Raw genomic sequence first — 23,902 nt, 5'->3', positions numbered from 1 at the left:
TTCCTTTGAAATTCTTCGACTAAACGTGAGTTCGAGTGCAAATTGGGCGTAAAGGACAGGTAGTTCCCAGGGAATTCCCAGACAGCAGTAGGGCGCCCGGCGTGGATCACGCCGGGCGCCCCGTTGTCATGACCGGTGACTACTCCTTGCGGAGCATCGCGTCGACCACCCGGACGGAGGCCTTGCCGTCGTCCAGGTCGCAGTACGCCTCGCGGAACGCGGCCGCCTTGTCCGCGTACTCGGCCGCCACCGCGTCCACCCGTCCGAGCGCGTCGACCAGCGCCTCGGAGGTGGCCAGCAGCGGGCCCGGCGCCTCGGCCTCGAAGTTCAGGCTGAAACCGCGCAGGTTGTCGCGGTAGTGCTCCAGGTCGTGGGTGAAGAACAGCACCGGCTTCCCGGTGGTGGCGAAGTCGAAGACGCTCGACGAGTAGTCGGTGACCAGCACGTCGGCGATCAGCAGCAGCTCCGCCATGTCGGGGTAGCTGCCGACGTCCCAGATGTAGCCGTTGCCGGCGCCCGGGATCTGGCCGCACATCACGCTGTGCCGGCGCACCAGCAGCACCTGGTCGTCGCCGAGCGCGGCCTTGGCCGCCGCCAGATCGATCCGCAGGTCGATCTGGTAGCCGCCGTTCGGCCGCCGCCGGTCCTCGCGCCAGGTCGGCGCGTACAGCACGACCTTCTTGCCCTCGGGCAGTCCGAGCCGCTCACGGACCTGCTCGGCGGTCTTCTCCCGGTCGGCCGCGAACAGCAGGTCGTTCCGGGGCGATCCGCTTTCCAGGATCTCGCCCTGGAAGTCGAAGGCGCGCCGCAGCACCGGGGCGGACCAGCTGTTGCCGGCCACCAGCAGGCTCCAGTTCGGCACCTCGCGGCTCAGGCCCTTGAGGTAGTTCGAGTCGGTGAACCAGACCTTCTCGAAGTCGAGGCCGACCTGCTTGAGCGGGCTGCCCATCCGGGTCTGCAGGACCACCTGGCCGGGACGGCGGACGAAGAAGTCGGGCAGGTGGGTGCTGGTGACGATGTACTTGGCGGTCGCCAGCGCCTCGAACCACTCCGGGCTCCACAGCCGGATCGGCTGCGCGGTGCGCGGCAGCTCGGTCTGCATGTCGTCGCTGCCCCACAGGTGCTCCAGCGGCAGGCCGCGGCGGACCAGCTCCTCGTGGATCGCCCGCGGGGAGTCGGCGTAGGCGCTGCCGTGGCCGGCGTTGTAGAGCACCGTGTCGCGCACCGGCAGGCGGCGGGCGGCCGGGTAGTCGGTGGTGCGCAGTCGGCGCTGGCGGAAGCCGGACCGCTCCTCGGGCAGCAGCGCCGAGTGCGACTCCAGCGACAGGCAGTCGTGCAGGCGGCGCTCCAGCGCGATCCGCTTGCCGCGGGACTCCACCTCCACCGGCAGCGAGTCGAAGCAGTCCGGGGAGATCTGCACGTGGCTGTCCGGCAGGGCCGAGGCCGACACGCCGACCGGGCGGAAGAAGACGTTCCAGGTGCCCTGGGCGAGCGGCACCCGGCCGGCGAAGGTGGCGGTCGGCACGGCGGGCAGCGCGGTGCGGAACCGGCCGTCCGAGATCTCCACCGGGTAGACGTGCTCCTCCTCGCGCCAGTGGTGGCGGACCACCAGCTCCCAGCGGTGCGCGCCGGACTGCGGGAAGGAGCCGCTCAGCAGGAAGCCGTCGGCGCCGCGCGCCGACACCTCGTCCACGACCGGCTGCAGCAGCTGGTCGGAGAGCTGGAGGTGGCCGCTCGGGGAGGGCTTGGTGTAGATCGCCCGGCGCTCTTCGAGGGGCGCCTGCGGGTCCAGCGGGACGTGCAGCTGCTCGGGCGCGTTGCGGTCGTCCCAGACCAGCGGCAGCACGCTGTCGTCGGCCAGCAGCAGCGCGCTGTCCCAGCGGTCGCGGACGCGCTCGCCGGCCACCGGGTCCAGCTCGGCCCAGGCCTCGCGGACGGCGGTCAGCTCGGCCACCTCGACCGAGGAGGTGAACGGCTGCAGGGTGCCGGCCGGGGTGCCCAGCTCCACCGGGAAGGTCAGCTCGCGGTCCGACTCGAGGTGGGTGAGCCGCAGCCGGGCCCCGGCGAAGCTCGCCCCGGAGCGGGCCGCACCGGAGACCTCCACCCGGCCGCCGTGCGCGGCCAGGCCGGTCACCCGGGCCTTGACGGTCTCCACCTGGAGGTAGACGAAGTTGTCCCGGACCCACGGCACGATCCGCACGTCCGGCTCGACCCAGTGCTGCGGGATCGACTCGGCGGAGTCGCTCCAGCCCGCCGAGATCCGGCCCTTGTAGATCCCGCCCTTGCCCGCACCGGCCACCAGGACGCGCCAGTGGCCGTCCTTCCACTGGCCGCGGTGCTTGAGCTTCTTCGGGTCGAGGGCGACGGAGAAGCCGGACCAGTCGCAGTTGTACAGGTCGTGGTTGCAGCTCGCGGTGGCCTCGGGGCTGTACTGGGTCTTCATCGGCACCGCGATGACCCGGCGGCCCTTGGCCTCGCGCAGCACCAGGGTGCGCACCATGTCGTGCTTGTTCGACGCGCCCAGCTGCTCCGGGTAGGCGTGCCCGGTCAGCTCCAGCTTGCCGCCCACCCAGGCGCTCTTGTACAGCCGGCTGCGCATGACCAGCGAGTTGTCCAGCTTGAGCACGCCGGCCGGCACGCTCTTGCGGCCGCCGCGCAGGAACGGGTAGTCCGCGTACGGCCGCAGCAGGCCGCGGGCCTGCACGCCGCCGCCGCTCTCGCCCTCGTACTTGATCTGCTCGACCAGCTCGTCGACCCGGTTCTGCAGGGTCAGGTGGTACTTGAGCCGCAGCGGCGCGCGCAGCTTGCGGACCTGCTCCTGGCCGATCGAGCGGAGCAGCCGGCTGACGTGCTGGACGTAGGCGTCCCGGAACTCCTTGTCGCCGTCCACGACGGACCAGAAGAACATCGGGATCTCCTCGACGAGGGTGTTCTCGTCGTAGGAGCGCAGGTACTCGGCGAAGCGCGGCTCGGTCTGCTTCTTCAACCAGGCGCGGACCAGCTCGACCGAGGCGACCCGGTCGACCAGGCCCTTCGGGTTGGTGCGCATCTGGGTGATCGACATCTCGCCGACCTCGCGCTCGCGCCAGTGGTAGATCGGCTCGGAGAGCACGTCCACGCTCTGGGCGAGGTAGTGGTGCGGCACGCTGACCGGCGCGTCCTCGTACAGGATGCCCTCGGGGTAGAGCAGGTCGGCGGCGTCGAAGAAGGAGCGGCGGTACACCTTGTTCCACGCGGTGCGGTCGGTGACCAGCGCCGGGAGCTCGGTGATGTGGGTCTTGAGCCGGGTCTCCTTGAACGGCTTGGAGTGCCCGCCGGACTGGTAGTAGCCCACCGCGCGGAACCGCAGCACGTTGCCGGTGCAGAAGTCCGAGCCGGTCTCGTCCAGCGTGTTGATCATCAGCTCGTACGCGCTCGGCGGCATCGAGTCGTCGCTGTCCACGAAGCACAGGAACTCGGAGTCCGGGTCGATGTGCCGGATGCCGGTGTTGCGGGCCGCGCCGAGGCCCTTGTTGACCTGCCGGACCAGCCGGAACCGCGAGTCCTTCGCTGCGTACGCATCGGCGAGCGCCGCACTGCCGTCCTTCGAACCGTCGTCGACCATGACGCACTCGAAGTCCGAGAAGGTCTGGGCGGCGATCGAGTCGAGGCATTCGACGAGATAACGCTCGACGTTGTAGATCGGAACGACGATGGAGAGGCGGGGAGCCATCGGCTACGCAGGCCTTTCTCGGGAGGAGCGTGGCAGCCCGCAGGGGGTCTGGCCGCACTTGGATCGGTGCGTACGTGCCCCCCGATCCTACCTCCGGGGCCCGGCCCTCCCCGGGCCCACTACGCTGGCCCCGTGCCCCGCTTCAGCGTCATCGTCCCCGTGTACCAGGTCCAGGACTACCTCGCCGAGTGCCTCGAATCGGTCCTCGGCCAGGGCGGACCGGACTTCGAACTGATCGCGGTGGACGACCGCTCGCCGGACGGCTGCGGCGCGATGCTGGACGAGGCCGCGGCCGCCGACCCCCGGGTCCGGGTGCTGCACCTGCCGGAGAACGTCGGCCTGGGCCGGGCCCGCAACGCCGGCCTGGAGGTCGCCACCGGCGACTACGTGCTCTTCCTCGACAGCGACGACACCCTCACCCCCGGCCTGCTGGCCGCCGTCGAGGACCGCCTCGCCGCCACCGGCGACCCGGACGTCCTGGTCTACGACTACGCCCGCACCTACGCCGACGGCCGGATCACCCGCGCCGCCGCCGGCCACGTCTTCGGCGCCGACTCCCCGGACGTCTTCGACCTCGCCGCCCGCCCCGACCTGCTCGACCTGCTCCAGGTCGTCTGGAACAAGGCCTACCGCCGCGGGTTCGTCACCGAGCAGCGGCTGGAGTTCCCGGCCGGCTACTACGAGGACACCCCCTGGACGTACCCGGCGCTGCTCGCCGCCGCCAGCATCACCCTGCTCGACCGGGTCGGCGTGCACTACCGCCAGCGCCAGGAGGGCGGCAACATCCTGGCCACCGCCAGCCGCAAGCACTTCGACGTCTTCGCCCAGTACGACCTGGTCTTCGCCTTCCTGGACCGCCGCCCCGACCTGGACCGGTGGCGCCCGGTGGTCTTCGGCAAGATGCTCAACCACCTCAACACCGTGGTCGCCAAGCCCGGACGGATCCCGCCCGGCGACCGCCGCGAGTACTTCCGCCGCTCCGCCGCGCACTGCGCCCGGCTGCGCCCGGCCGGCTACCGCCCGCCGCCCGGCGTGGACGGCGTGCGCACCGAACTGCTCGGCCACGGGCGGTACGCCGCCTACCAGGCCGTCCGCGCCCTGGCGAAGGCCCGACGGCTCGTCAACCGGTAAGCCTGTCCACCGGATCCGGCCCGCGCCTGACGGCCGTTCGGGGGACGGGCCGGTATAACCGGTCGGGTGGACTTCCTGACCCGCCTTCCGATCCTGGGCCCGCTCGTGGCCCGGGTGCTGCGCAGCCGCCCCTACCGGGTGTACGAGTACTTCTCCGCCGCCCGCGGCAACCGGCTGGCCGGAGCCGTCACCTTCTTCGGCTTCCTGGCCCTGTTCCCGCTGCTCACGGTCGGCCTGGCGATCGCCGTCGCCACGCTGAACGGCAGTCAGGTGGACGACCTCCAGCACCACATCTCCGACCAGCTGCCGGGCCTGTCGGACTCGCTCAACCTGCCGTCCCTGGTGGCGAACGCGGGCACCCTCGGGCTGGTCAGCGGCGCCCTGCTGCTGGTTTCCGGCCTCGGCTGGGTGGACACCATGCGCACCTCGATCAGGGACCTCTGGCAGCTGCCCGAGGAGGACGGCAACCCGGTGCTGCGCAAGGCCTGGGACGTCCTGGTGCTGGCCGGCCTCGGCCTGGTGTCGCTCTTCTCGGTAGCCGCCTCCGCCGCCGGCACCACGCTCGCCGGGCGGATCGCCGACGCGATCGGGCTGGGCAGCGGCTACCTGCTGACCGGGGTCGGCGTGCTGATCGCCATAGCGTGCGACATGCTGCTCTTCGCCTACCTGCTGGCACCCTTCCCGGGGATCACCGACCAGCGCCGCCGCGACCTGCTGACCGGCGCCCTGATCGGCGCGGTCGGCTTCGAACTGCTGAAACTGCTGCTCTCCTCCTACCTCGGCTCGATCGCCGGGCGGAGCCTGTACGGGGCCTTCGCCACGCCGGTGGCGCTGCTGCTGTGGATCAACTTCGTGAGCCGGCTGCTGATGTACTGCGTGGCCTGGACGGCCACCGCCGACCCGGCGGCGGCCCGGGAGCGGACCAGGGAGCACGGCCGGGCGCTGCTGGCCGCGGCCGACGAGGCCGAGGCGAAGGACACCACGCCCACGGCGACGCCCCGGCCCCGGACCTGAGGCCGGGACCGGGGCGTCGGACCGCGGCTCAGTCCCCGGCGCGGCCCGCCGTCCGGCGCCGGAGGGCCACCACGGCGCCCGCCGCGACCACGGCCCCGACCAGCACGGCCGTCCAGGTGCCCGGGCCCGGCCCGTCGTCCCCGGCCGGTCCGGCGGCGGCCCGGCCCGCGGTGGGGGAGGGGTGCGGCGGCGGCGCGGGGGCACCGGCGGCGCCGCCCGCCTGACCGGTCGGCTCCTCGCCGCCGGCCTGCTTCTCGTCGACCAGCCGGCCGACCGGCTGCACCTTGCCCGCCGCGGCGAAGCCCCAGTCCAGCAGCTCGGCCGTCTCGTCGTACACCTTCTGGTAGCTGGCCGGGTGCATCACCGTCACCAGCAGGGTCCGCCCGTTCCGCTCGGCGGCGCCGACGAAGGTCGAACCGGCGTTGGTGGTGGTGCCGTTCTTCACCCCGATCAGCCCGGGGTACTTGCCCAGCAGCCGGTCGGTGTTGGCGATCCCGAAGCTGCCGCGCTGGCCGGTGTTCTTGTCGACGGCGCCCGGGAACATCGCGTCCCGGGTCGCGCAGTACCCGCGGAAGTCCGGGTTGCGCAGGCCGGAGCGGGCGAACAGCGACAGGTCGTAGGCCGAGGACAGCTGGCCGTCCATGTCGTAGCCGTCCGGGGAGATCACCTTGGTGTCCCGCGCCTGGAGGGCCTCGGCCCGGGCCTGCATCTCGTTGACGGTCGGCTGGATGCCGCCGTTCATGTGGGCCAGGACGTGCACGGCGTCGTTGCCCGAGCTCAGGAACACCCCGCGCCACAGGTCCTCGACCCGGTAGTCCAGGTTCTCCTTGATGCCGACCAGGCTGCTGCCGGCGCCGATGTTCTGGATCTCCTCGTCGGCGACCCGGTGCACCGCGTTGCGGTCGAACTTGGGCAGCACGGTGTCCGCGAAGAGGATCTTCAAGGTGCTTGCCGGGGGCAGCCTGAGATGCGGGTTGTAGGCCGCCAGCACGTCCCCCGACGTGGCGTCGGAGACTATCCAGGACTGACCGGTGAGGTCCGTCGGCAGGGCCGGCGCCCCCGTCAGCGGATTGACCTGGACCCCGGGCAGCCCCAGCCGCTCACCGCCGATCGCGGACGGCGGGGGCGGCGCCTGCGGAGCCGCGACCGCCGCGGGCGCGGCGAGCAGGACCGGGAGGGCCGCGGTGACCGCGGCGCACAACTGCGCGAAGGTGTGACGGGGTGTGGACACCAGCTGACCGTACCCACTGCGGAGCTCCGCCGTCCGCCACACCGGACCGGTCCTCCGCAGGAGGGGCCCGCCCTACGCCGATCGGCGGCCCGCGCATACTGGGGAGGCACCCCGTCGCCACCGCACCCCCCGCCGAGGACCACCCCATGAAGCTCAGCCGCCGCACCTCCTGGTTCCTGACCGCCTTCGGCGTCTGGTCGATGATCATCTGGACCACCTTCGTCAAGAACCTCTGGAAGGACTCCGGCAACCAGGCCTTCGTGAACGGCGACCACTCCCAGCCCACCGCCTTCTTCTGGATCCACCTGCTCCTCGCCGTCACCTCCTTCCTCCTCGGCATCGCCGTCGGCACCATCGGCCTCCGCGGCCTCCGCGCCACCCGCCGCACCCCGGCCACGGCCACGGACTGACCCCGAATCCCCGTTGCCGCTGTCAGTGCCCGCTGGCAGGATCCTCACCGTTCTCGCGCGCGCACCGGACGCGCCGAACACAAGGGGTGGGGAATCTCCATGACACTTTCGCGTGCCCGCAGACTCGGCGGGGTCGTCGTGGCGGCTCTCGCCGCCGGCCTGCTCACCGGGCCGGCGGCCTCGGCCGACTCCGCGCCGGCCGTCGTCGGTACCGCTCAGGGCGCGGACCGGATCACCGCGGCCTGCGATCCGACCATGGATCCGGCCTGGATCGGTCGGAGCGGGACCGGCACCGACCTCGTCGCCAAGGTCACCGGTACCGGTGCCCGTTTTAGCGTCTGGGACGTGACCACGGGTGCGGAGGACCCGGTGTTCACCGGTGAGGCCCAGACCTACGGAACCCCGCAGGCCGGTCTCAGCGTGCCCGGCCTGCTGGACGGGCACAGCTACGCCTGGCACGCCTGGGCCCTCCAGGGCGCCCAGGCCTCCGCCCCCTCGGCGGACTGCCACTTCACCGTGGACGCCACCGCCCCGACCGTCACGGTCGCCTCGACCGACTTCCCGGCGAGCGGCACCGCCACGAAGTACGCGGGGCAGAAGGGGACTTTCGTCCTCAAGGGCGCCGATGCGGTCCCCGCGGGCGGTGAGGCCTCCGGAATCGCGTGCTTCCGGTACGCCTGGATGTACGCCGGGACCGACTGCAACTCGCCGGAGGCCGTCGAGCCGGATGCCGACGGTACGGCGAAGATCGACCTCAAGGTCCTGCAGTGGGGCAGCAACAACCTCGTCGTCAACGTGATCGACAACGCGGGCAACGTCGGCCGGACGACCTACACCTTCTCCGCCCCGTCGAACCCCAACGCGCCGAAGACCCTCGGCGACGTGGACGGGGACGGTGTCGCGGACATCCTGCTCCCCGACGCCCAGGGCAACCTGCAGTACATCGGCGTCAACGCGACCGACACGACGCCGAACGCCGTCATCGCGGCCAACCTCGCTCCCTCCGGGCAGAGTTGGGCGCCCTACCAGGTCGCCCACCGGGGGTGGGACTACCACGCGCCGTCCTCGGACGACCTGTTCATCCACAAGCCGGGCGACGCCTCCCTGACCGTCTACCGGAACTTCGACTACGGGGCCATGACCAAGGGCTTCACGGGTTCGAGCAACCGCGTGTGCGGCAGCCCCTTCCACTCGTCCTGCCCGGCCGGCTTCGCCGCGGACTGGTCCAAGACCGACCAGCTCGTCGCCCTCGGCCCGGTGGCCGGCGACACCTCGCCGTCGCTGCTGACCCTGGAGGGCGGGAACCTCTGGCTGCTCAACGGGGCCGCCTCCGGCTTCAACAAGGTCACCAAGCTCACCACCTCCGGTGGCTGGAGCGGCTATGACCTGGTCGCCCCCGGCCCGGACGCGGCCGGCAACCTCGCCCTCTGGGCGCGTGACCGGGCCACCGGCGAGCTGCACGCCTACCCGGTCCCGAAGAAGGCCGACGGCACCTTCGACTTCTCCGCCCTCGCCGACCCGAAGGCGGACGTCGTCGCCACCGGCTTCACCGTCGACAAGTACCCGACCCTCGGCAGTTCGGGCGACGCCGACGGCGACGGCAAGCCGGACCTGTGGGCCGTCACGGCCGACCGGCACCTGGTGTACTACAGCGGCTGGAGCGACCCCTCCGGTGCCGGTGCGCTGAAGTGAGGAACACGGAGGCCCCCGTCCGATCGGATGGATCGGACGGGGGCCTCCGTGGGTGTCGGGCGGGGATCAGAAGCGGCGGGTGACCAGCGCCCGCTTCACTTCCTGGATCGCCTTGGTGACCTCGATGCCGCGCGGGCAGGCCTCGGAGCAGTTGAAGGTGGTGCGGCAACGCCACACGCCCTCACGGTCGTTGAGGATCTCCAGGCGCTGCTCGGCACCCTCGTCGCGCGAGTCGAAGATGAAGCGGTGCGCGTTGACGATGGCGGCCGGGCCGAAGTACTGGCCGTCGTTCCAGAACACCGGGCAGGACGACGTGCACGCGGCGCACAGGATGCACTTGGTGGTGTCGTCGAAGCGCTCGCGGTCCTCGGCGGACTGCAGGCGCTCGCGGGTCGGGTCGTTCCCCTTGGTGATGAGGAACGGCATGACGTCCTTGTACGCCTGGAAGAACGGGTCCATGTCCACGACCAGGTCCTTGAGGACCGTCAGGCCCTTGATGGCCTCGATCGTGATCGGCTTCTCCGGGTCGACGTCCTTGATCAGGGTCTTGCACGCCAGCCGGTTGCGGCCGTTGATCCGCATGGCGTCGGAGCCGCAGATGCCGTGCGCGCAGGAACGGCGGTAGGTGAGGGTGCCGTCCTGCTCCCACTTGATCTTGTTGAGCGCGTCCAGGACGCGCTCCTTCGGGTCCAGGGTCAGCTGGTAGTCGACCCACACCGGGTCCGGGTGCTCCTCCGGGTTGAACCGGCGGATCCGGAAGGTGACGGTGATCAGCTGTACGCCACCGGCCTCGACCGCGTCCAGAGCGGCCGAGTGCTCCACAGTCGGAGTGCTCATCAGTACTTACGCTCCATCGGCTGGTAGCGGGTCGTGACGACCGGCTTGTAGTCGAGGCGGATGGAGGTGCTGCCGTCGGCGGCGACCTCCTGGTACGCCATGGTGTGCTGCATGAACTTCACGTCGTCACGGGTCGGGAAGTCCTCGCGGTAGTGACCGCCGCGGGACTCCTCACGGGCCAGCGCGGAGACGGCCAGCACCTCGGCCAGGTCGAGCAGGTTGCCCAGCTCGATGGCCTCCAGGAGGTCCGTGTTGTACCGGAAGCCCTTGTCCTGGATGGAGACGTGCTTGTAGCGCTCCCGCAGGGCGGCGATGTCCTCGACGGCCTGCTTGAGGGTGGCGCCGGTGCGGTAGACCATCGCGTTGGCGTCCATGGTCTCCTGCAGCTCCTTGCGGATCTGCGCCACGGACTCGGTGCCGGTCGACTCGCGGAGCTTGTCGACCATGCCCTGGACCAGCGTCTCCGGGTCCTCCGGGAGCGGGACGAACTCGTTCGCGTTGGCGTAGTCGGCGGCGGCGATGCCCGCGCGACGGCCGAACACGTTGATGTCCAGCAGCGAGTTGGTGCCGAGGCGGTTGGCGCCGTGCACGGACACGCAGGCGACCTCGCCGGCCGCGTACAGGCCCGGGACGACGTCGGTGTTGTTGCGCAGGACCTCACCCTCGACGTTGGTCGGGATGCCGCCCATGGCGTAGTGCGCGGTGGGCTGGATCGGGATCGGGTCCGTGTAGGGCTCGATGCCGAGGTAGGTGCGCGCGAACTCGGTGATGTCCGGGAGCTTGGCGTCCAGCTGCTCCGGCGGCAGGTGGGTCAGGTCCAGGTAGACGTGGTCGCCGTCCGGACCGCAGCCGCGGCCTTCGCGGATCTCGGTGTAGATCGCGCGGGAGCAGACGTCACGGGACGCGAGGTCCTTCATGACGGGGGCGTAGCGCTCCATGAAGCGCTCGCCGTCCTTGTTGCGCAGGATGCCGCCCTCGCCGCGGGCGCCCTCGGTGAGCAGGATGCCCATGCGCCAGATGCCCGTCGGGTGGAACTGGAAGAACTCCATGTCCTCCAGCGGCAGGCCGCGGCGGTAGGCCACGGCCTGGCCGTCACCGGTGAGGGTGTGGGCGTTGGAGGAGACCTTGAAGAACTTGCCGGTGCCGCCGGAGGCGAACACGACCGACTTGGCCTGGAAGACGTGGATCTCGCCGGTGGCCAGCTCGTAGGCGACGACGCCGGCCGTCTTGCCCTCGTTGATCAGCAGGTCGAGGACGTAGAACTCGTTGAAGAACTCGACGCCGTGCTTGACGCAGTTCTGGAACAGCGTCTGGAGGATCATGTGGCCGGTGCGGTCGGCCGCGTAGCACGAGCGGCGGACCGGGGCCTCGCCGTGGTTGCGGGAGTGACCGCCGAAGCGGCGCTGGTCGATCCGGCCCTGCTCGGTGCGGGAGAAGGGCAGGCCCATCTTCTCCAGGTCGAGGACGGCGTCGATGGCCTCCTTGCACATGATCTCGGCGGCGTCCTGGTCGACCAGGTAGTCACCGCCCTTGACCGTGTCGAAGGTGTGCCACTCCCAGTTGTCCTCCTCGACGTTGGCCAGGGCGGCGCACATGCCGCCCTGGGCCGCGCCGGTGTGGGACCGGGTCGGGTAGAGCTTGGTCAGGACGGCGGTGCGGCTGCGCTGCGTCGACTCGATGGCCGCGCGCATGCCGGCGCCGCCGGCGCCGACGATGACGGTGTCGTACTGGTGAATCTGCATGGGGGGTTAACTCGCCTCTGGCCTCTGCCGATGGTCGATGGTGCTCGCGGCTCAGATGTTGGGGTCGAAGGTGAAGATCACCAGGGTGCCCAGCAGCACGGTGAAGACCGTGGCGGTACCCATGAGCCCCTTGAGCCAGAGCCGGGTCGAGTCCTTCTCGGCGTAGTCGTTGATGACCTGACGCATGCCGTTGGCGCCGTGCAGCATGGCGAGCCAGAGCATCAGGAGGTCCCAGCCCTGCCAGAACGGCGAGGCCCAGCGACCGGCGACGAAGGCGAACCCGATCTTGGAGACGCCACCGTCCAGGACCAGCATGATCAGCAGGTGGCCGAGGATCAGCACGACCAGGACGACACCGGACAGGCGCATGAAGAGCCAGGCCAGCATCTCGAAGTTGGTGCGGGTGCGGCGCGGGGTCTTCGGGGTCCGCTTGCGCGGAGGCTCGATGACGAAGGCGTCGGCGGGGTTGCCCGTGCCGAGGCCCTTGCCGGTGTGCGCCTGCTTGGAGGGGACGACGATCGCGTCGGAGTAGTCCGTGGACATCAGTCAGCTCACTTCCCGAACCAGGAGATCAGCGTGTGCTGCAGGATGCCGTAGAAGGAGCCGGCCATCAGGACGACCCAGACCCCGACGACGGTCCACAGCATCTGCTTCTGGTACTTCGGGCCCTTGGACCAGAAGTCCACCGCGACGACGCGCAGGCCGTTGAGCGCGTGGAACAGGATGGCGGCCACCAGGCCGTACTCCATCAGGTTCACGAGCGGAGTCTTGTACGTCTGAATGACGGTGTCGTAGGACTCCGGCGACACCCGCACGAGGGCGGTGTCCAGGACGTGGGCGAACAGGAAGAAGAAGATGAGGACGCCGGTGACTCGATGAGCCACCCAGCTCCACATGCCTTCCCGGCCGCGGTACAGCGTTCCAGCCGGCACGGAAAAACCCTCCGGAAGCGATTGGGGGCTCGGCCGGCTTCGGTGTCGGTCAGCCCGGCCGGGTACGGTCCACCGGCCGCCAGCATCCTATCGACGCCTCGTCGGGAACCGCCTCCGGGGTACCCAGGTGTGATCAATCAGGCACTTCTGGCCTAGTGCGGAGGGAACCTGGGCCGCTTCGGTCACGCTGGGTGATCGCCTCGGGGCTTCACGGTGACGGGCGGCGATCGGATTCACCCGGGGGGATGAAATCGGGTCCGGCCGCACCGCCCCCGGCGTGGCGCGCCGGGGGCGGGGGCTCAGCGCGCTCCGGCCTCGGAGTGGGTGGCGACCAGGTGCTCCAGTCGGGTGAGGGCGATCCGCCGGAGCTCGTCCGCCGCGGTCAGCCGCTCCTCGTCCGGGTCGTTGGCCAGCCGGGTGCGGATGGAGGAGAGCACGGCGTCGAGCATCTCCTCCGGGTCGACGCCGTCCAGGCAGACCACGAAGACGTGGCCGAACCGGGCCTCGTAGGCGGCGTGGGCGGCCCGCAGCGCGGTGTGCGCGGCCTGGCTGCCGGGCGCGCGCATGCCGAGCAGCGGCTGCGGCATCCAGCTCTCGTCGGCCAGGGCCTCGGCGAGGTCCGCCGGGCGCAGGTCGTAGGAGGCCTCGCTGGCGGCGGCCAGCAGGGACTCTATGTCGGGGTAGGGGCGGTGGGCGGTGAGGCGCAGGGCCCAGCGGTGGCTGCCGCAGCAGGCCAGCAGGGCCTCCTCGGCAGCGCCGGCGTCCGCCTCGTTGAAGCGGTGCAGGCCGAGGAGGGTCGGCTCGCTGCGGACGTCGGGCCGCTGTGACGGGATGTCGCTGGCCAGCGGGTCCTCCTCGTGAGGGCGGGAAGCGGCTGGTGTGGGGTGGTGGAGCAGGTGGAGTATGGGGCTGCGGAGGGGGCGCACGGCGCCGTTCTGGCAGCTCCTCAAAGGTAGTTGAGCGCTCATCAGTTGGGGAGGGCGCGCGCGGAATTCATCCGGACGAGCTATCAAGTTGTGACGTTGACACCTTTTCGTCAGCGCCCTCCCCGTACGGATCTGCTAGCGGCTCAGCCGCAGCGGGTGCCCTCGGCCGGCATGGTGCCGTCGGTCAGGTAGGCGGCCATGGCGAGGTCGGTGCAGGCGCTGCCCTTGCCGAAGGCGCCGTGGCCCTCGCCCACCCGGGTGAGCAGGGTGGCCTTGGCGAAGCCCTGGGCCAGCTTCTCGGCGGAGGAGTACGGGGTGGCCGGGTCCCCGGTGGTGCCGACCACCAGGATCGGGGCGGCGCCCTCGGCGCGGATGGTGTGCGGCTTCTCCTGGGTCTTGAACGGCCAGTAGGCGCAGCCGGGCTCGGTGTAGTCGTCCACCGTGACGCCCTTGGAGAGCAGCGGCGCCTCGGTCCGCAGCCGTTCGACGGCCTGCCGGGCGTGCTCGGGGGTCGGTGCGGGGCGGGCCGCGTCGGCGCAGCTGATCGCGCTGTTGGCCTCGTCCATCGGGCTGTAGTGGCCGTTCTCGTCGCGGCCGTTGTAGTCGTCGGCGAAGGCCAGCAGGTAGTCGCCCTTGTCTCGCTTCATCGCCCAGCCGAGGCTGGCCCGCAGGTACTTCCAGGAGGTCTTCTCGTCGCCGTACAGCAGCGAGATGACGCCGGTCCAGGCCATGTCGCGGCCGAGCTTGCGGCCGTCCTTGGTGGTCAGCGGGTGGTCGTGGAGGCCGTCCAGGAAGTCGGCGGCCTTCTTGGCGGCCTTGGTCCGGTCCGTGCCGAGCGGGCACTCGTCGGGGTGGTTGTCGACGCAGTCGGCGGCGAAGCGTTCGAAGGACTTCTCGAAGCCGACCTGCTGGTCGACGCCGTGGTCCAGGGTGTCCTGGGCCGGGTCGACGGCGCCGTCCAGGACCAGCCGGCCGGTGTTCTGCGGGAACTCCTCGGCGTACAGGGCGCCGAGGTAGGTGCCGTAGGAGATGCCGAGGTAGTTGAGCTTCCGGTCGCCGACGGCGGCGCGCAGCACGTCCAGGTCGCGGGCGGTGTTGCGGGTGCCGACGAAGGGCAGCAGCTTGCCGGACCTGGCCTGGCAGGCGGCGGCGTGGTCGGTGGACTGCTTGACGTGGGCGGCCTTGCGCTCGGCGGGGTCGTCCGGCGCGTCCTCCTGGTTGGCGGCGTCGAGCTGCTGGTCGTCGTAGCAGGCCACGGGTGCGCTGTCGCCGGTGCCGCGCGGGTCGAAGCCGATCACGTCGAAGCGGTCGTGCAGGGTGCCGTCGAAGTCCTTGGCGCCGTACTTGACCATCTCGACGCCGGAGGCGCCGGGGCCGCCGGGGTTGACCATCAGCGAGCCGACCCGCTTGCCCCGGTCGGCCGCCGTGTACTTGATCAGGGCGAGGTCGATCGCGTCGGTGGCGGGGTTCGCGTAGTCGAGCGGGACGTGCAGCTTGCCGCACTGCATGCCGGAGGTGTCGATCTTCGCCTTGTCGGCCTTGGGGTCGGCCGGGCAGTCCGCCCAGGTGATCTGCTGGCCGTAGAAGGCCTTGAGCGCCGGGTCGGCCTCGCCCTTGGGCCCGGCGGTGGGCGTCGGGGCCGCCGTCGGGCTGCCGGCGGCGGGCGCGGTGGTGCCGGAGGCCTTGTCCTGGGCCGTCGTCACGGTGTCGTTGCAGGCGGCGGTGAGCAGGAGGGTGCCTGCCGCCAAGGCGGTCAGCAGCACCCGTGGGCGGGCGGCCCGGAAGATCGTCATCGCACGTGTGTACCACTCGTGTACGACACGTGTTCGATCAGGGGGTGTCGTCGGGCCGCCCGCCGGGAGGGGCCGGTCAGCCGCGGTGGACCTTGTGGTTGGCGGCCTGCGCCCGCGGGCGGACCACCAGCAGGTCGATGTTCACGTGCGAGGGCCGGGTGACCGCCCAGGCCACGGTGTCCGCGATGTCCTCCGAGGTCAGCGGCTCGGCCACGCCCGCGTACACGGCGGCGGCCTTCTCCTCGTCACCGCGGAAGCGGGTGACGGCGAAGCCCTCGGACTTCACCATCCCGGGCGCGATCTCGATCACCCGGATCGGCTCCCCGCACAGCTCCAGCCGCAGCGTCGCCGCGATGGTGTGGGCGGCGTGCTTGGCCGCGACGTACCCGCCGCCGCCCTCGTACGCGGTCAGCGCGGCGGTCGAGGAGAGCACCAGCACGGTGCCGTCGCCGGTGGCGCGCAGGGCGGGCAGCAGCGCCTGGGTCACGTGCAGCACCCCGAGCACGTTCACCTCGTACATGGCCCGCCAGTCGGCCGGGTCGCCGTGCTCGACGGTCTCCGCGCCGATCGCGCCGCCCGCGTTGTTCACCAGGACGTCCACCCGGCCGACCTCGGCCGCGAAGGCGTCCACGGCGGCCCGGTCGGTGACGTCCAGCGTGAGCGCCCTGGCCGAGCCGCCCCGCTCGGCGATCTCCTTGGCCAGCGCCTCGATCCGCTCGGTCCGGCGTGCGGTCAGCACCACCTCGAAGCCCTCGGCGGCCAGTCGGCGGGCGGTCGCCGCGCCGATTCCGCTGCTGGCACCGGTGACCACGGCCACCTTCTGCTCGGTCATTGCCACTCCCTGGGGCTCATCCGGTCGTTCGTCCGATCATCTCAACCGGGTGTGCGGAGCGAGCGCTCCGGTCCGGCCCGTCAGCCGGGCGCCGGGCGTACTACGGGGGGACCGGCCACCGAACGGGCCCGCTGAGCGGCCGTCAGGGGGCCCGGCCGTCAAGCCGGTGGCGGCCGTGACCACCGGCCAGGGTGATCGTTGCACAGGGCAAGCAACCCGGGGAAGGCGGCTGAAACGAGATGTCATACCCACCTGTCAGGCCGGTATGCGCCCATCCGGGGACTAGTTTTCCGGAAGTCGGGCCAAATCCCCCCAACGGGCCTACTCTTGGGGAGATGAACCGTCCTGAGCCCGCTCAGCCGGGCGCCACTCTCGCCGTCGCACGCCCCGCCGCCGAACTGCGCGCCCGGGTCCGGAGGCTGGAGCCCGAGCTGATCGCCTTCCGCCGTGATCTGCACCGGCACCCGGAGCTGGGCCGCCAGGAGTTCCGCACCACCGACCTGCTGCGCGACCGGCTGGTCGCGGCGGGCCTGGAGCCGCGGGTGCTGCCCGGCGGCACCGGGCTGCTGGTCGACCTCGTCCCGGCCGGCACCGCTCCGGGCGCCGAGTTCCTGGCCTTCCGTGCCGACATCGACGCGCTGCCGATCGACGACGCCAAGACCGACGTGCCCTACCGCTCGACCGTCCCCGGCCGGGCCCACGCCTGCGGCCACGACGTGCACACCTCGGTGCTGCTCGGCACCGGCCTGGTGCTGGCCGGGGCACTGCGCTCGGGCGAGCTGCGCCGCCCGGTCCGGCTGGTGTTCCAGCCGGCCGAGGAGGTCATGCCCGGCGGGGCGCTGGACGTCATCAACGCGGGCGGGATGGACGGCGTCGGCCGGATCTTCGCGGTGCACTGCGACCCCAAGGTGGAGGTGGGCCGGATCGCCCTGCGGGTCGGCGCGATCACCTCGGCCTGCGACCGCCTGGTGCTGCACCTGGACGGCCCCGGCGGGCACACCGCCCGCCCGCACCTGACCACCGATCTGGTGACCGCGATCGCCCGGATGGCCGCGGACCTGCCGGCCGCCCTGGCCCGCCGGATGGACCCGCGCTGGGGCGTCAGCCTGGTCTGGGGCCGGATCGCCTCCGGCTCCGCGCCCAACGTCATCCCGCAGCACGCCGAACTGGAGGGCACCGTCCGCTGCCTGGAGCTGGACGGCTGGCGCGAGGCGCCGGACCTGCTGCACGAGCTGATCGCCAAGCTCGCCGAGACCTACCGGGCCAAGTGGACCCTGGACTACCACCGCGGGGTGCCGCCGGTGGTCAACGAGGCGGTCTCGGTCGCGCGGCTGGAGGAGGCGATGACCGCCCGGTTCGGCGGGGACGGCGCCGAGGTGGTGGAGGGCACCGAACAGAGCCTGGGCGGAGAGGACTTCTCCTGGTACCTGGAGCACGCCCCGGGCGCGCTGGCCCGGCTGGGCGTCCGGGCCCCCGGCGACACCACCGTCCGTGACCTGCACCAGGGCCGGTTCGACGTGGACGAGCGGGCGATCGGCGTGGGCGTGGAGCTGTTCTCGGCGCTGGCCCTGGAGGATGACCGGATCTGACCGTTTCGAGGGGGTTTGTGGGCGACGCGTGAGCACGTTGTCGAGATTCGGGGTTTCGAAACCGTTCCGTAGACTGGGCCGGACCAAGTCTCGGATTCACCGTCCGCGCACGGGAAAAGGGCTCGGGGACGGCCGTCAGACCACGGTTTGATAACAACCCGAATGCTCCGGCAGCCCGTAACCCAACCGTGTTCTACGCGCGTTACGGTGGCGTCCGACCACGCTAATCGGGTGCGTGTGAGAAGGAGAAACTCCCTTGCGCCGTTCAATGAAGCTCGCCGCGGTTGTGCTCTCGGGTTCCCTGGGCATGGCCTCGCTCGCCGCTTGCGGCGCAAAGAGCAATGACACCAACGCCTCCGCCGGGTCTTCCGACGCTCTCAAGGTCGGCATGGCCTACGACATCGGCGGCCGCGGTGACCAGTCCTTCAACGACTCCGCCGCGCGCGGTCTCGACAAGGCCAAGGCCGACCTGGGCGTCTCCGTGACCGAGGCCGAGGCCAAGTCGGGCGAGGCCGAGGCCGACAAGGAGACCCGCCTCAAGAACCTGGTCGACGCCGGCTACAAGACCATCATCGCGGTCGGCTTCGTCTACCAGCCGGCGGTCAACAAGGTCGCCAAGGACAACCCGAACGTCAAGTTCGCGATCATCGACTCGAACGACAAGGACCAGCCGTCCAACGTCACCTCGCTGCTCTTCGCCGAGCAGGAGGGTTCGTACCTCGCCGGCGTCGCCGCCGCGAGCAAGTCGAAGGCCCACCACATCGGCTTCATCGGCGGTGTGCAGTCCGAGCTGATCAAGAAGTTCGAGGCCGGTTACAAGGCGGGTGCCAAGTCCGTCGACCCGAGCATCCAGGTCGAGACCACCTACCTGACCACCCCCCCGGACTTCACCGGCTTCAACTCGCCCGACAAGGGCAAGGAGGCCGCGCAGGGCCAGCTCGACAAGGGCGCGGACGTCATCTACGCCGCCGCCGGCTCCTCCGGCAACGGCTCCATCGAGGCCGTCGCCAACGCGGGCAAGTGGGCCATCGGCGTCGACTCCGACCAGGCCAACCAGCCGGCCCTGGCGAAGTTCAAGAACAGCATCCTGACCTCGATGGTCAAGAACGTCGACAACGCGGTGTTCGCGTACATCGACTCGGTCAAGAAGGGCACGCCGTTCACCGGCATCAAGCTCTTCGACCTCAAGGCCAACGGTGTCTCGCTCGCCACCACCGGCGGCAAGATCGACGACATCCAGGACAAGCTCAAGGCCGCCAGCGACGCCATCACCAGCGGCGCGACCACCATCCCGACCGCGCCGACCTCCTGAGGCCGGCGCGTCCCGGGACGCGACCTGACGCTGCCGCCTGCCCGGCGGCGTGACGATCGACTCGATCAACGGGAGGGGCCCGGCAGGGTGCGCTCGACGCGCACCCCCGGGCCCCGTTCCGTCTCCACGTTTCCCCCTGTCCCCCCTTGGCCCTCCGAGCGCAACGACGCGCCTCCAGACCACCAGGAGACCGCCATCACCGCATCAGACCCCGTCCCCCTGCGCAAGGACGGAACCCCCAGCGCGGGGACGGCGACCCCGGCCGTCGAACTGCGCGGCATCACCAAGCGCTTCCCCGGTGTCGTGGCCAACCACGACATCAACCTCACCGTCCGCACCGGCACGGTGCACGCCCTCATGGGCGAGAACGGCGCCGGCAAGTCGACGCTGATGAAGATCCTCTACGGCATGCAGAAGCCGGACGAGGGCACCATCGCGATCAACGGCGAGCTGTGCGAGTTCAACACCCCCGGTGACGCCATCGCGCGCGGCATCGGCATGGTGCATCAGCACTTCATGCTGGCCGACAACCTCACCGTGCTGGAGAACGTCGTCCTCGGCGGCGAGAAGCTCCACGGCATCGGTGCCAAGGCGAAGGCGAAGATCAAGGAGATCTCCGACCAGTACGGCCTGGGCGTGCGCCCGGACGCCCTGGTCGAGGACCTCGGCGTCGCCGACCGCCAGCGCGTCGAGATCCTCAAGGTGCTGTACCGCGGCGCCAAGATCCTGATCCTCGACGAGCCCACGGCCGTACTCGTCCCGCAGGAGGTCGACGCGCTGTTCGACAACCTGCGCGAGCTCAAGGCCGAGGGCGTCACCGTCATCTTCATCTCGCACAAGCTGCACGAGGTGCTCGCGGTCGCCGACGCGATCAGCGTCATCCGGCGCGGCACCACGGTCGGCGACGCCGACCCGAAGGCCGTGACCGCCCGCCAGCTGGCCGAGCTGATGGTCGGCGCCGAGCTGCCCTCCCCGGAGAGCCGCGAGTCGACCGTCACCACCACCGAGATGCTCAAGGTCGAGGACCTGAGGATCGCCAAGACCGACGCCGAGGGCATCGAGCGCGTCGTCCTGGACGACATCTCGCTGCGCATCCACAAGGGCGAGATCCTCGGCATCGCGGGTGTCGAGGGCAACGGCCAGGCCGAACTGGTCGAGGCCATCATGGGCATGCTGCCGCTGGACGGCGGCACCGTCACCCTGGACGGCAAGGACCTCTCCGGCACCCAGACCCGGGCCCGCCGCGAGGCCGGCATCGGCTACATCCCCGAGGACCGCCACAAGCACGGCCTGCTGCTGGAGGCCCCGCTCTGGGAGAACCGGATCCTCGGCCACGTCACCGAGGCGCCCAACTCCAGCGGTGTGCTGCTCAAGCCGGCCGCCGCCCGCGAGGACACCGCGCGGATCGTCCAGGAGTACGACGTCCGTACCCCCGGCATCGAGGTCACCGCGGCCTCGCTCTCCGGCGGCAACCAGCAGAAGCTGATCATCGGCCGTGAGATGAGCCACCAGCCGAAGCTGCTGATCGCCGCCCACCCCACCCGCGGTGTGGACGTCGGTGCGCAGGCGCAGATCTGGGAGCACATCCGGGTCGCCCAGCGGGAGGGCCTGGCCGTCCTGCTGATCTCGGCGGACCTGGACGAGCTGATCGGCCTCTCCGACACCATCCGGGTCATCTACCGCGGCCGCCTGGTCGCCGACGCCGACCCGGCCACCGTCACCGCCGAGGACCTCGGCACCGCGATGACCGGTGCCGCCGCCGGCCACATCGAGTCCGAGCCGGAGGCCGTCGCCGAGGCGCAGGCCGTCGCCGCCGAGGGCACCGAGGCCGCGGTCGAGCACCCGCACACCGACACCGCCGACGACCCGCAGGCGGGGGAGTAACCCATGACCAGTCCCAACCCCGCCGCCAAGCGCAGCCTGGCGCAGCGGATCAGCGGTGAGCGGATCGTGCTCGCACTGGCGGCGCCGGTGCTCGCGGTCGTGCTCTCCGTCGCGATCTGTTCCGTGCTGCTGGCGACCTCGGGCAAGAACCCGTTCGACGCGTGGAACGTGATGATCACGTACGCCACCAAGTCGGACGGCCAGGTGAGCATCCTCAACCGGACCACCACCTACTACCTGGCCGCCGCGGCCGCCGCGTTCGGGTTCCGGATGAACCTGTTCAACATCGGCGTCGAGGGCCAGTACAAGGTCGCCGCGCTGTTCGCGGCCTTCGTCGGCGCCCAGGTCGACCTGCCGTCGTTCATCCAGATCCCGCTGCTGCTGGTCACCGCCATGCTGGTCGGCGGCCTGTACGCGAGCATCGCCGGTCTGCTCAAGGTCTACCGCGGCGTCAGCGAGGTCATCTCGACCATCATGCTGAACTCGATCTCGCTCGCGATCGTCGGTCTGCTGCTCGTGCCCGGCATCTTCGCCCCGAAGGTCAGCGGCACCAGCAACTCGATCCAGACCGACCCGGTCTCGCAGTCCAGCCACTTCTTCACCATCCCCACCGCCGGCGGGGACCTCTGGGGCTTCATCCTCATCGCCGCCCTGGTCGGTGTGGTCTTCCAGTTCACCCTGAGCCGCACCCGTTTCGGCTTCGACCTGCGCGCCACCGGCCGCTCGGAGTCCGCCGCGACCGCGTCCGGCGTGAACGTCAAGCGCATGGTGGTCATCTCGATGGTGGTCTCGGGCGCCATCGCCGGTCTGATCGGCCTGCCCGAACTCCTGCAGAACTCGTACTACTACGGCCAGAGCTTCCAGCCCGGCCTCGGCTTCCTGGGCATCTCGATCGCCCTGCTCGGCCGGAACAGCCCGATCGGCATCGCCTTCGCGGCCCTGCTCTTCGCCTTCCTGGACGCCACCGGCTCGCAGCTGCCGCTCAAGGGCGGGTTCCCGTTCGAGATCGTCGACGTCATGAAGGGCACCATCGTCATCTGCGTCGTCGTCGCGTACGAGCTGGTGCGCCGCTACGGCTTGAAGCGCCAGCAGCAGAAGGTCGGCGCCCAGCTCGCCGCCCAGCTCGCGGCCACTGAGAAGAAGGAGGTGTCCGCGTGAGCACGGCGACTGCCGCTCGTCCGAAGGCGCCGGGCGCGCCCGCGAAGAAGCGCAAGCTGTCCTGGCCCGTGGTGCTCCTGCTGATCGCGGGCGCCCTGGTCCTGTTCGCCGCCGTGGGCATGGCCACCGGCAACCACTCGCTGACCTCCTCCGGTCAGGTCGCCGCGGCGCTCGGCTCCGCCGTGCCGATCGGCATGGCCGGTCTGGGCGGTCTCTGGTCCGAGCGGGCCGGTGTGGTCAACATCGGCCTCGAAGGCATGATGGTCGCCGGCACCTTCTGCGGTGCCTGGGCGGGCTACCTGGTCAACCCGTGGGTCGGTCTGCTGGCCGGCATGCTCGGCGGTGCGCTCGGCGGTCTGCTGCACGCGGTCATCACGGTCACCTTCGGCGTCGACCACATCGTCTCCGGCGTCGGCATCAACCTGCTGATCCCCGGCATCTGCGCGTACGTCAACCGGATCTACTACAAGGACTACATCTCGGCCGGTGCCGGGGCGAACCAGTCCCCGCCGGCGGACCCGCTGCCGTACATCACCGTCCCGGGGCTGTCCTCCGGCTTGAAGAGCATCGAGAACCACCACTGGTTCCTGGTCTCCGACGTTGCCGGCGTGCTCGGCGGCCTGGTCACCAACCTCTCGGTGGTCGTGGTGCTGGCGGCCGTGCTGATCGTGGCCAGCTACTTCCTGCTCTGGCGCACGGTGTTCGGCCTGCGGCTGCGCTCCTGCGGTGAGAACCCGACCGCCGCCGAGTCGCTGGGCGTCAACGTCTACAAGTACAAGTACCTGGCGGTCATCGCCTCGGGCGCCTTCGCGGGCCTCGGCGGCGCGTACCTCTCGCTGGTCGCCGCGCACTTCTACAAGGACGGCCAGACCCTGGGCCGCGGCTTCATCGGCCTCGCGGCGATGATCTTCGGCAACTGGATGCCCGGCGGTCTCGCCATCGGCGCCGGCCTGTTCGGCTTCACCGACAGCCTCCAGCTGCGCGACCCGGAGTCGGTGCACGTGCTGATCCTGGTCGTCGCGATCGCGATGGCGCTGTTCGCCCTGTGGCAGCTGTACCGCCGCAAGTTCACCGCGACCGTGGTCTCCTTCGTGGTGGCCGGCGGCCTGGGCGCCTGGTACGCGCTGACCGACGAGGTGCAGCGTCCGCTGATCGTCGCCACGCCGTACCTGATCACCCTGGTGGTGCTCTCGCTGGCCTCGCAGCGTCTGCGGATGCCCAAGGCCGACGGTCAGGTCTACCGCAAGGGCCAGGGCAAGTGACGGCCCCCGCGGTCGACTGGGAGCGGCTGCGCGAGGCGGCGCGCGAGGCCATGGGCCACGCGTACGCCCCGTACAGCAAGTTCCCGGTCGGCGCGGCGGCGCTGGTCGACGACGGTCGGCTGGTCAGCGGCTGCAACGTGGAGAACGCCTCGTACGGGCTCGCGCTGTGCGCCGAGTGCGGGCTGGTGTCCGCGCTGCACGCCTCCGGCGGCGGCCGGCTGGTCGCCTTCACCTGCGTCGACGGCGCGGGCGAACTGCTGATGCCGTGCGGGCGCTGCCGCCAGCTGCTGTACGAGCACGGCGGGCCGGAACTGCTGGTCGACCTGGCCTCCGGCGTGAAGCCGATGAGCGAGGTCCTGCCCGACGCGTTCGGTCCGGAGCGGCTCTAGCCTCGGCAATTGTTACGCGCGTAGAGTGTCGCGAGTGGGCCGGAACCCGGTCATCT

Annotated in this window: 19 protein-coding genes; 10 read left to right on the top strand and 9 right to left on the bottom strand. The window is 70.8% G+C overall.

What is annotated here, in order from left to right; translation table 11 throughout:
- Positions 1 to 139 precede the first annotated feature (139 nt).
- Complete coding sequence (locus ACFV8H_RS07475) at positions 140 to 3,712, bottom strand: CDP-glycerol glycerophosphotransferase family protein (protein WP_380397309.1); 3,573 nt, start codon at positions 3,710 to 3,712, stop codon at positions 140 to 142.
- A 132-nt stretch (positions 3,713 to 3,844) separates the two neighbouring features.
- Between ACFV8H_RS07475 and ACFV8H_RS07470 the strand changes: the two genes are divergently transcribed.
- Both ACFV8H_RS07470 and ACFV8H_RS07465 read left to right on the top strand, forming a co-directional pair.
- The gene (locus tag ACFV8H_RS07470; RefSeq protein ID WP_380397307.1) at positions 3,845 to 4,843 is read left to right on the top strand and encodes a glycosyltransferase family 2 protein; all 999 of its coding nucleotides are present in this window, start codon (positions 3,845 to 3,847) and stop codon (positions 4,841 to 4,843) included.
- A gap of 66 nt (positions 4,844 to 4,909) precedes the next feature.
- Positions 4,910 to 5,857, top strand: a complete 948-nt coding sequence (locus ACFV8H_RS07465) for a YihY/virulence factor BrkB family protein (RefSeq protein ID WP_380397305.1) — start codon at positions 4,910 to 4,912, stop codon at positions 5,855 to 5,857.
- Between the two features lie 28 nt (positions 5,858 to 5,885).
- Here ACFV8H_RS07465 and ACFV8H_RS07460 read toward each other — a convergent pair whose 3' ends face one another.
- Positions 5,886 to 7,088, bottom strand: coding sequence for a D-alanyl-D-alanine carboxypeptidase family protein (locus ACFV8H_RS07460; protein WP_380397304.1), 1,203 nt, complete (start codon positions 7,086 to 7,088; stop codon positions 5,886 to 5,888).
- 146 nt (positions 7,089 to 7,234) lie between these two features.
- Here ACFV8H_RS07460 and ACFV8H_RS07455 point away from each other — a divergent pair, with 146 nt between their 5' ends.
- Positions 7,235 to 7,498, top strand: coding sequence for an SCO4848 family membrane protein (locus tag ACFV8H_RS07455; protein WP_380397302.1), 264 nt, complete (start codon positions 7,235 to 7,237; stop codon positions 7,496 to 7,498).
- A 99-nt stretch (positions 7,499 to 7,597) separates the two neighbouring features.
- Positions 7,598 to 9,190, top strand: coding sequence for a hypothetical protein (locus tag ACFV8H_RS07450; protein WP_380397300.1), 1,593 nt, complete (start codon positions 7,598 to 7,600; stop codon positions 9,188 to 9,190).
- A gap of 66 nt (positions 9,191 to 9,256) precedes the next feature.
- Here the strand turns inward: ACFV8H_RS07450 and ACFV8H_RS07445 are convergent, their stop codons facing one another.
- The 7 genes from ACFV8H_RS07445 to ACFV8H_RS07415 form a co-directional block, all read right to left on the bottom strand.
- The gene (locus tag ACFV8H_RS07445) at positions 9,257 to 10,027 is read right to left on the bottom strand and encodes a succinate dehydrogenase iron-sulfur subunit (RefSeq protein WP_375882257.1); all 771 of its coding nucleotides are present in this window, start codon (positions 10,025 to 10,027) and stop codon (positions 9,257 to 9,259) included.
- Positions 10,027 to 11,769 carry a succinate dehydrogenase flavoprotein subunit gene (sdhA, locus tag ACFV8H_RS07440; protein ID WP_380397298.1) on the bottom strand — a complete coding sequence of 581 codons (1,743 nt, stop codon included), beginning with the start codon at positions 11,767 to 11,769 and terminating at the stop codon, positions 10,027 to 10,029. Before sdhA ends, ACFV8H_RS07445 begins: the two co-directional genes overlap by 1 nt.
- A gap of 51 nt (positions 11,770 to 11,820) precedes the next feature.
- Positions 11,821 to 12,312, bottom strand: a complete 492-nt coding sequence (gene sdhD, locus ACFV8H_RS07435) for a succinate dehydrogenase, hydrophobic membrane anchor protein (RefSeq protein ID WP_380397297.1) — start codon at positions 12,310 to 12,312, stop codon at positions 11,821 to 11,823.
- Positions 12,313 to 12,320: 8 nt separating this feature from the next.
- On the bottom strand, positions 12,321 to 12,701 hold the full coding sequence (gene sdhC, locus ACFV8H_RS07430; RefSeq protein WP_033332398.1) for a succinate dehydrogenase, cytochrome b556 subunit: 381 nt from the start codon (positions 12,699 to 12,701) through the stop codon (positions 12,321 to 12,323).
- 299 nt (positions 12,702 to 13,000) lie between these two features.
- Complete coding sequence (locus tag ACFV8H_RS07425; RefSeq protein WP_380397420.1) at positions 13,001 to 13,546, bottom strand: 2-oxo-4-hydroxy-4-carboxy-5-ureidoimidazoline decarboxylase; 546 nt, start codon at positions 13,544 to 13,546, stop codon at positions 13,001 to 13,003.
- A 224-nt stretch (positions 13,547 to 13,770) separates the two neighbouring features.
- Positions 13,771 to 15,420, bottom strand: a complete 1,650-nt coding sequence (locus ACFV8H_RS07420) for an alpha/beta hydrolase (RefSeq protein WP_380397295.1) — start codon at positions 15,418 to 15,420, stop codon at positions 13,771 to 13,773.
- A gap of 76 nt (positions 15,421 to 15,496) precedes the next feature.
- A complete protein-coding gene (locus ACFV8H_RS07415; protein ID WP_380397293.1) occupies positions 15,497 to 16,252 on the bottom strand; it encodes an SDR family oxidoreductase in 756 nt (251 codons plus the stop codon).
- A 335-nt stretch (positions 16,253 to 16,587) separates the two neighbouring features.
- Between ACFV8H_RS07415 and ACFV8H_RS07410 the strand changes: the two genes are divergently transcribed.
- From ACFV8H_RS07410 to ACFV8H_RS07385, 6 genes are all read left to right on the top strand, one after another.
- Positions 16,588 to 17,841, top strand: coding sequence for an amidohydrolase (locus ACFV8H_RS07410; RefSeq protein ID WP_380397291.1), 1,254 nt, complete (start codon positions 16,588 to 16,590; stop codon positions 17,839 to 17,841).
- A 256-nt stretch (positions 17,842 to 18,097) separates the two neighbouring features.
- Complete coding sequence (locus tag ACFV8H_RS07405; RefSeq protein ID WP_375882277.1) at positions 18,098 to 19,153, top strand: BMP family protein; 1,056 nt, start codon at positions 18,098 to 18,100, stop codon at positions 19,151 to 19,153.
- Between the two features lie 357 nt (positions 19,154 to 19,510).
- Complete coding sequence (locus ACFV8H_RS07400) at positions 19,511 to 21,037, top strand: ABC transporter ATP-binding protein (RefSeq protein ID WP_380397418.1); 1,527 nt, start codon at positions 19,511 to 19,513, stop codon at positions 21,035 to 21,037.
- A 3-nt stretch (positions 21,038 to 21,040) separates the two neighbouring features.
- A complete protein-coding gene (locus ACFV8H_RS07395) occupies positions 21,041 to 22,195 on the top strand; it encodes an ABC transporter permease (RefSeq protein WP_380397289.1) in 1,155 nt (384 codons plus the stop codon).
- Complete coding sequence (locus ACFV8H_RS07390) at positions 22,192 to 23,457, top strand: ABC transporter permease (RefSeq protein ID WP_375882286.1); 1,266 nt, start codon at positions 22,192 to 22,194, stop codon at positions 23,455 to 23,457. Before ACFV8H_RS07395 ends, ACFV8H_RS07390 begins: the two co-directional genes overlap by 4 nt.
- Entirely contained in the window at positions 23,454 to 23,846 is a 393-nt protein-coding gene (locus ACFV8H_RS07385) for a cytidine deaminase (RefSeq protein ID WP_380397287.1), read from the top strand. The genes ACFV8H_RS07390 and ACFV8H_RS07385 overlap by 4 nt, the downstream gene beginning before the upstream one ends.
- Positions 23,847 to 23,902: the final 56 nt, after the last annotated feature.

This window comes from Kitasatospora sp. NPDC059827, assembly GCF_042731675.1.
Lineage (GTDB): Bacteria > Actinomycetota > Actinomycetes > Streptomycetales > Streptomycetaceae > Kitasatospora.
This window is presented reverse-complemented; position numbering and strand designations above follow the sequence as displayed.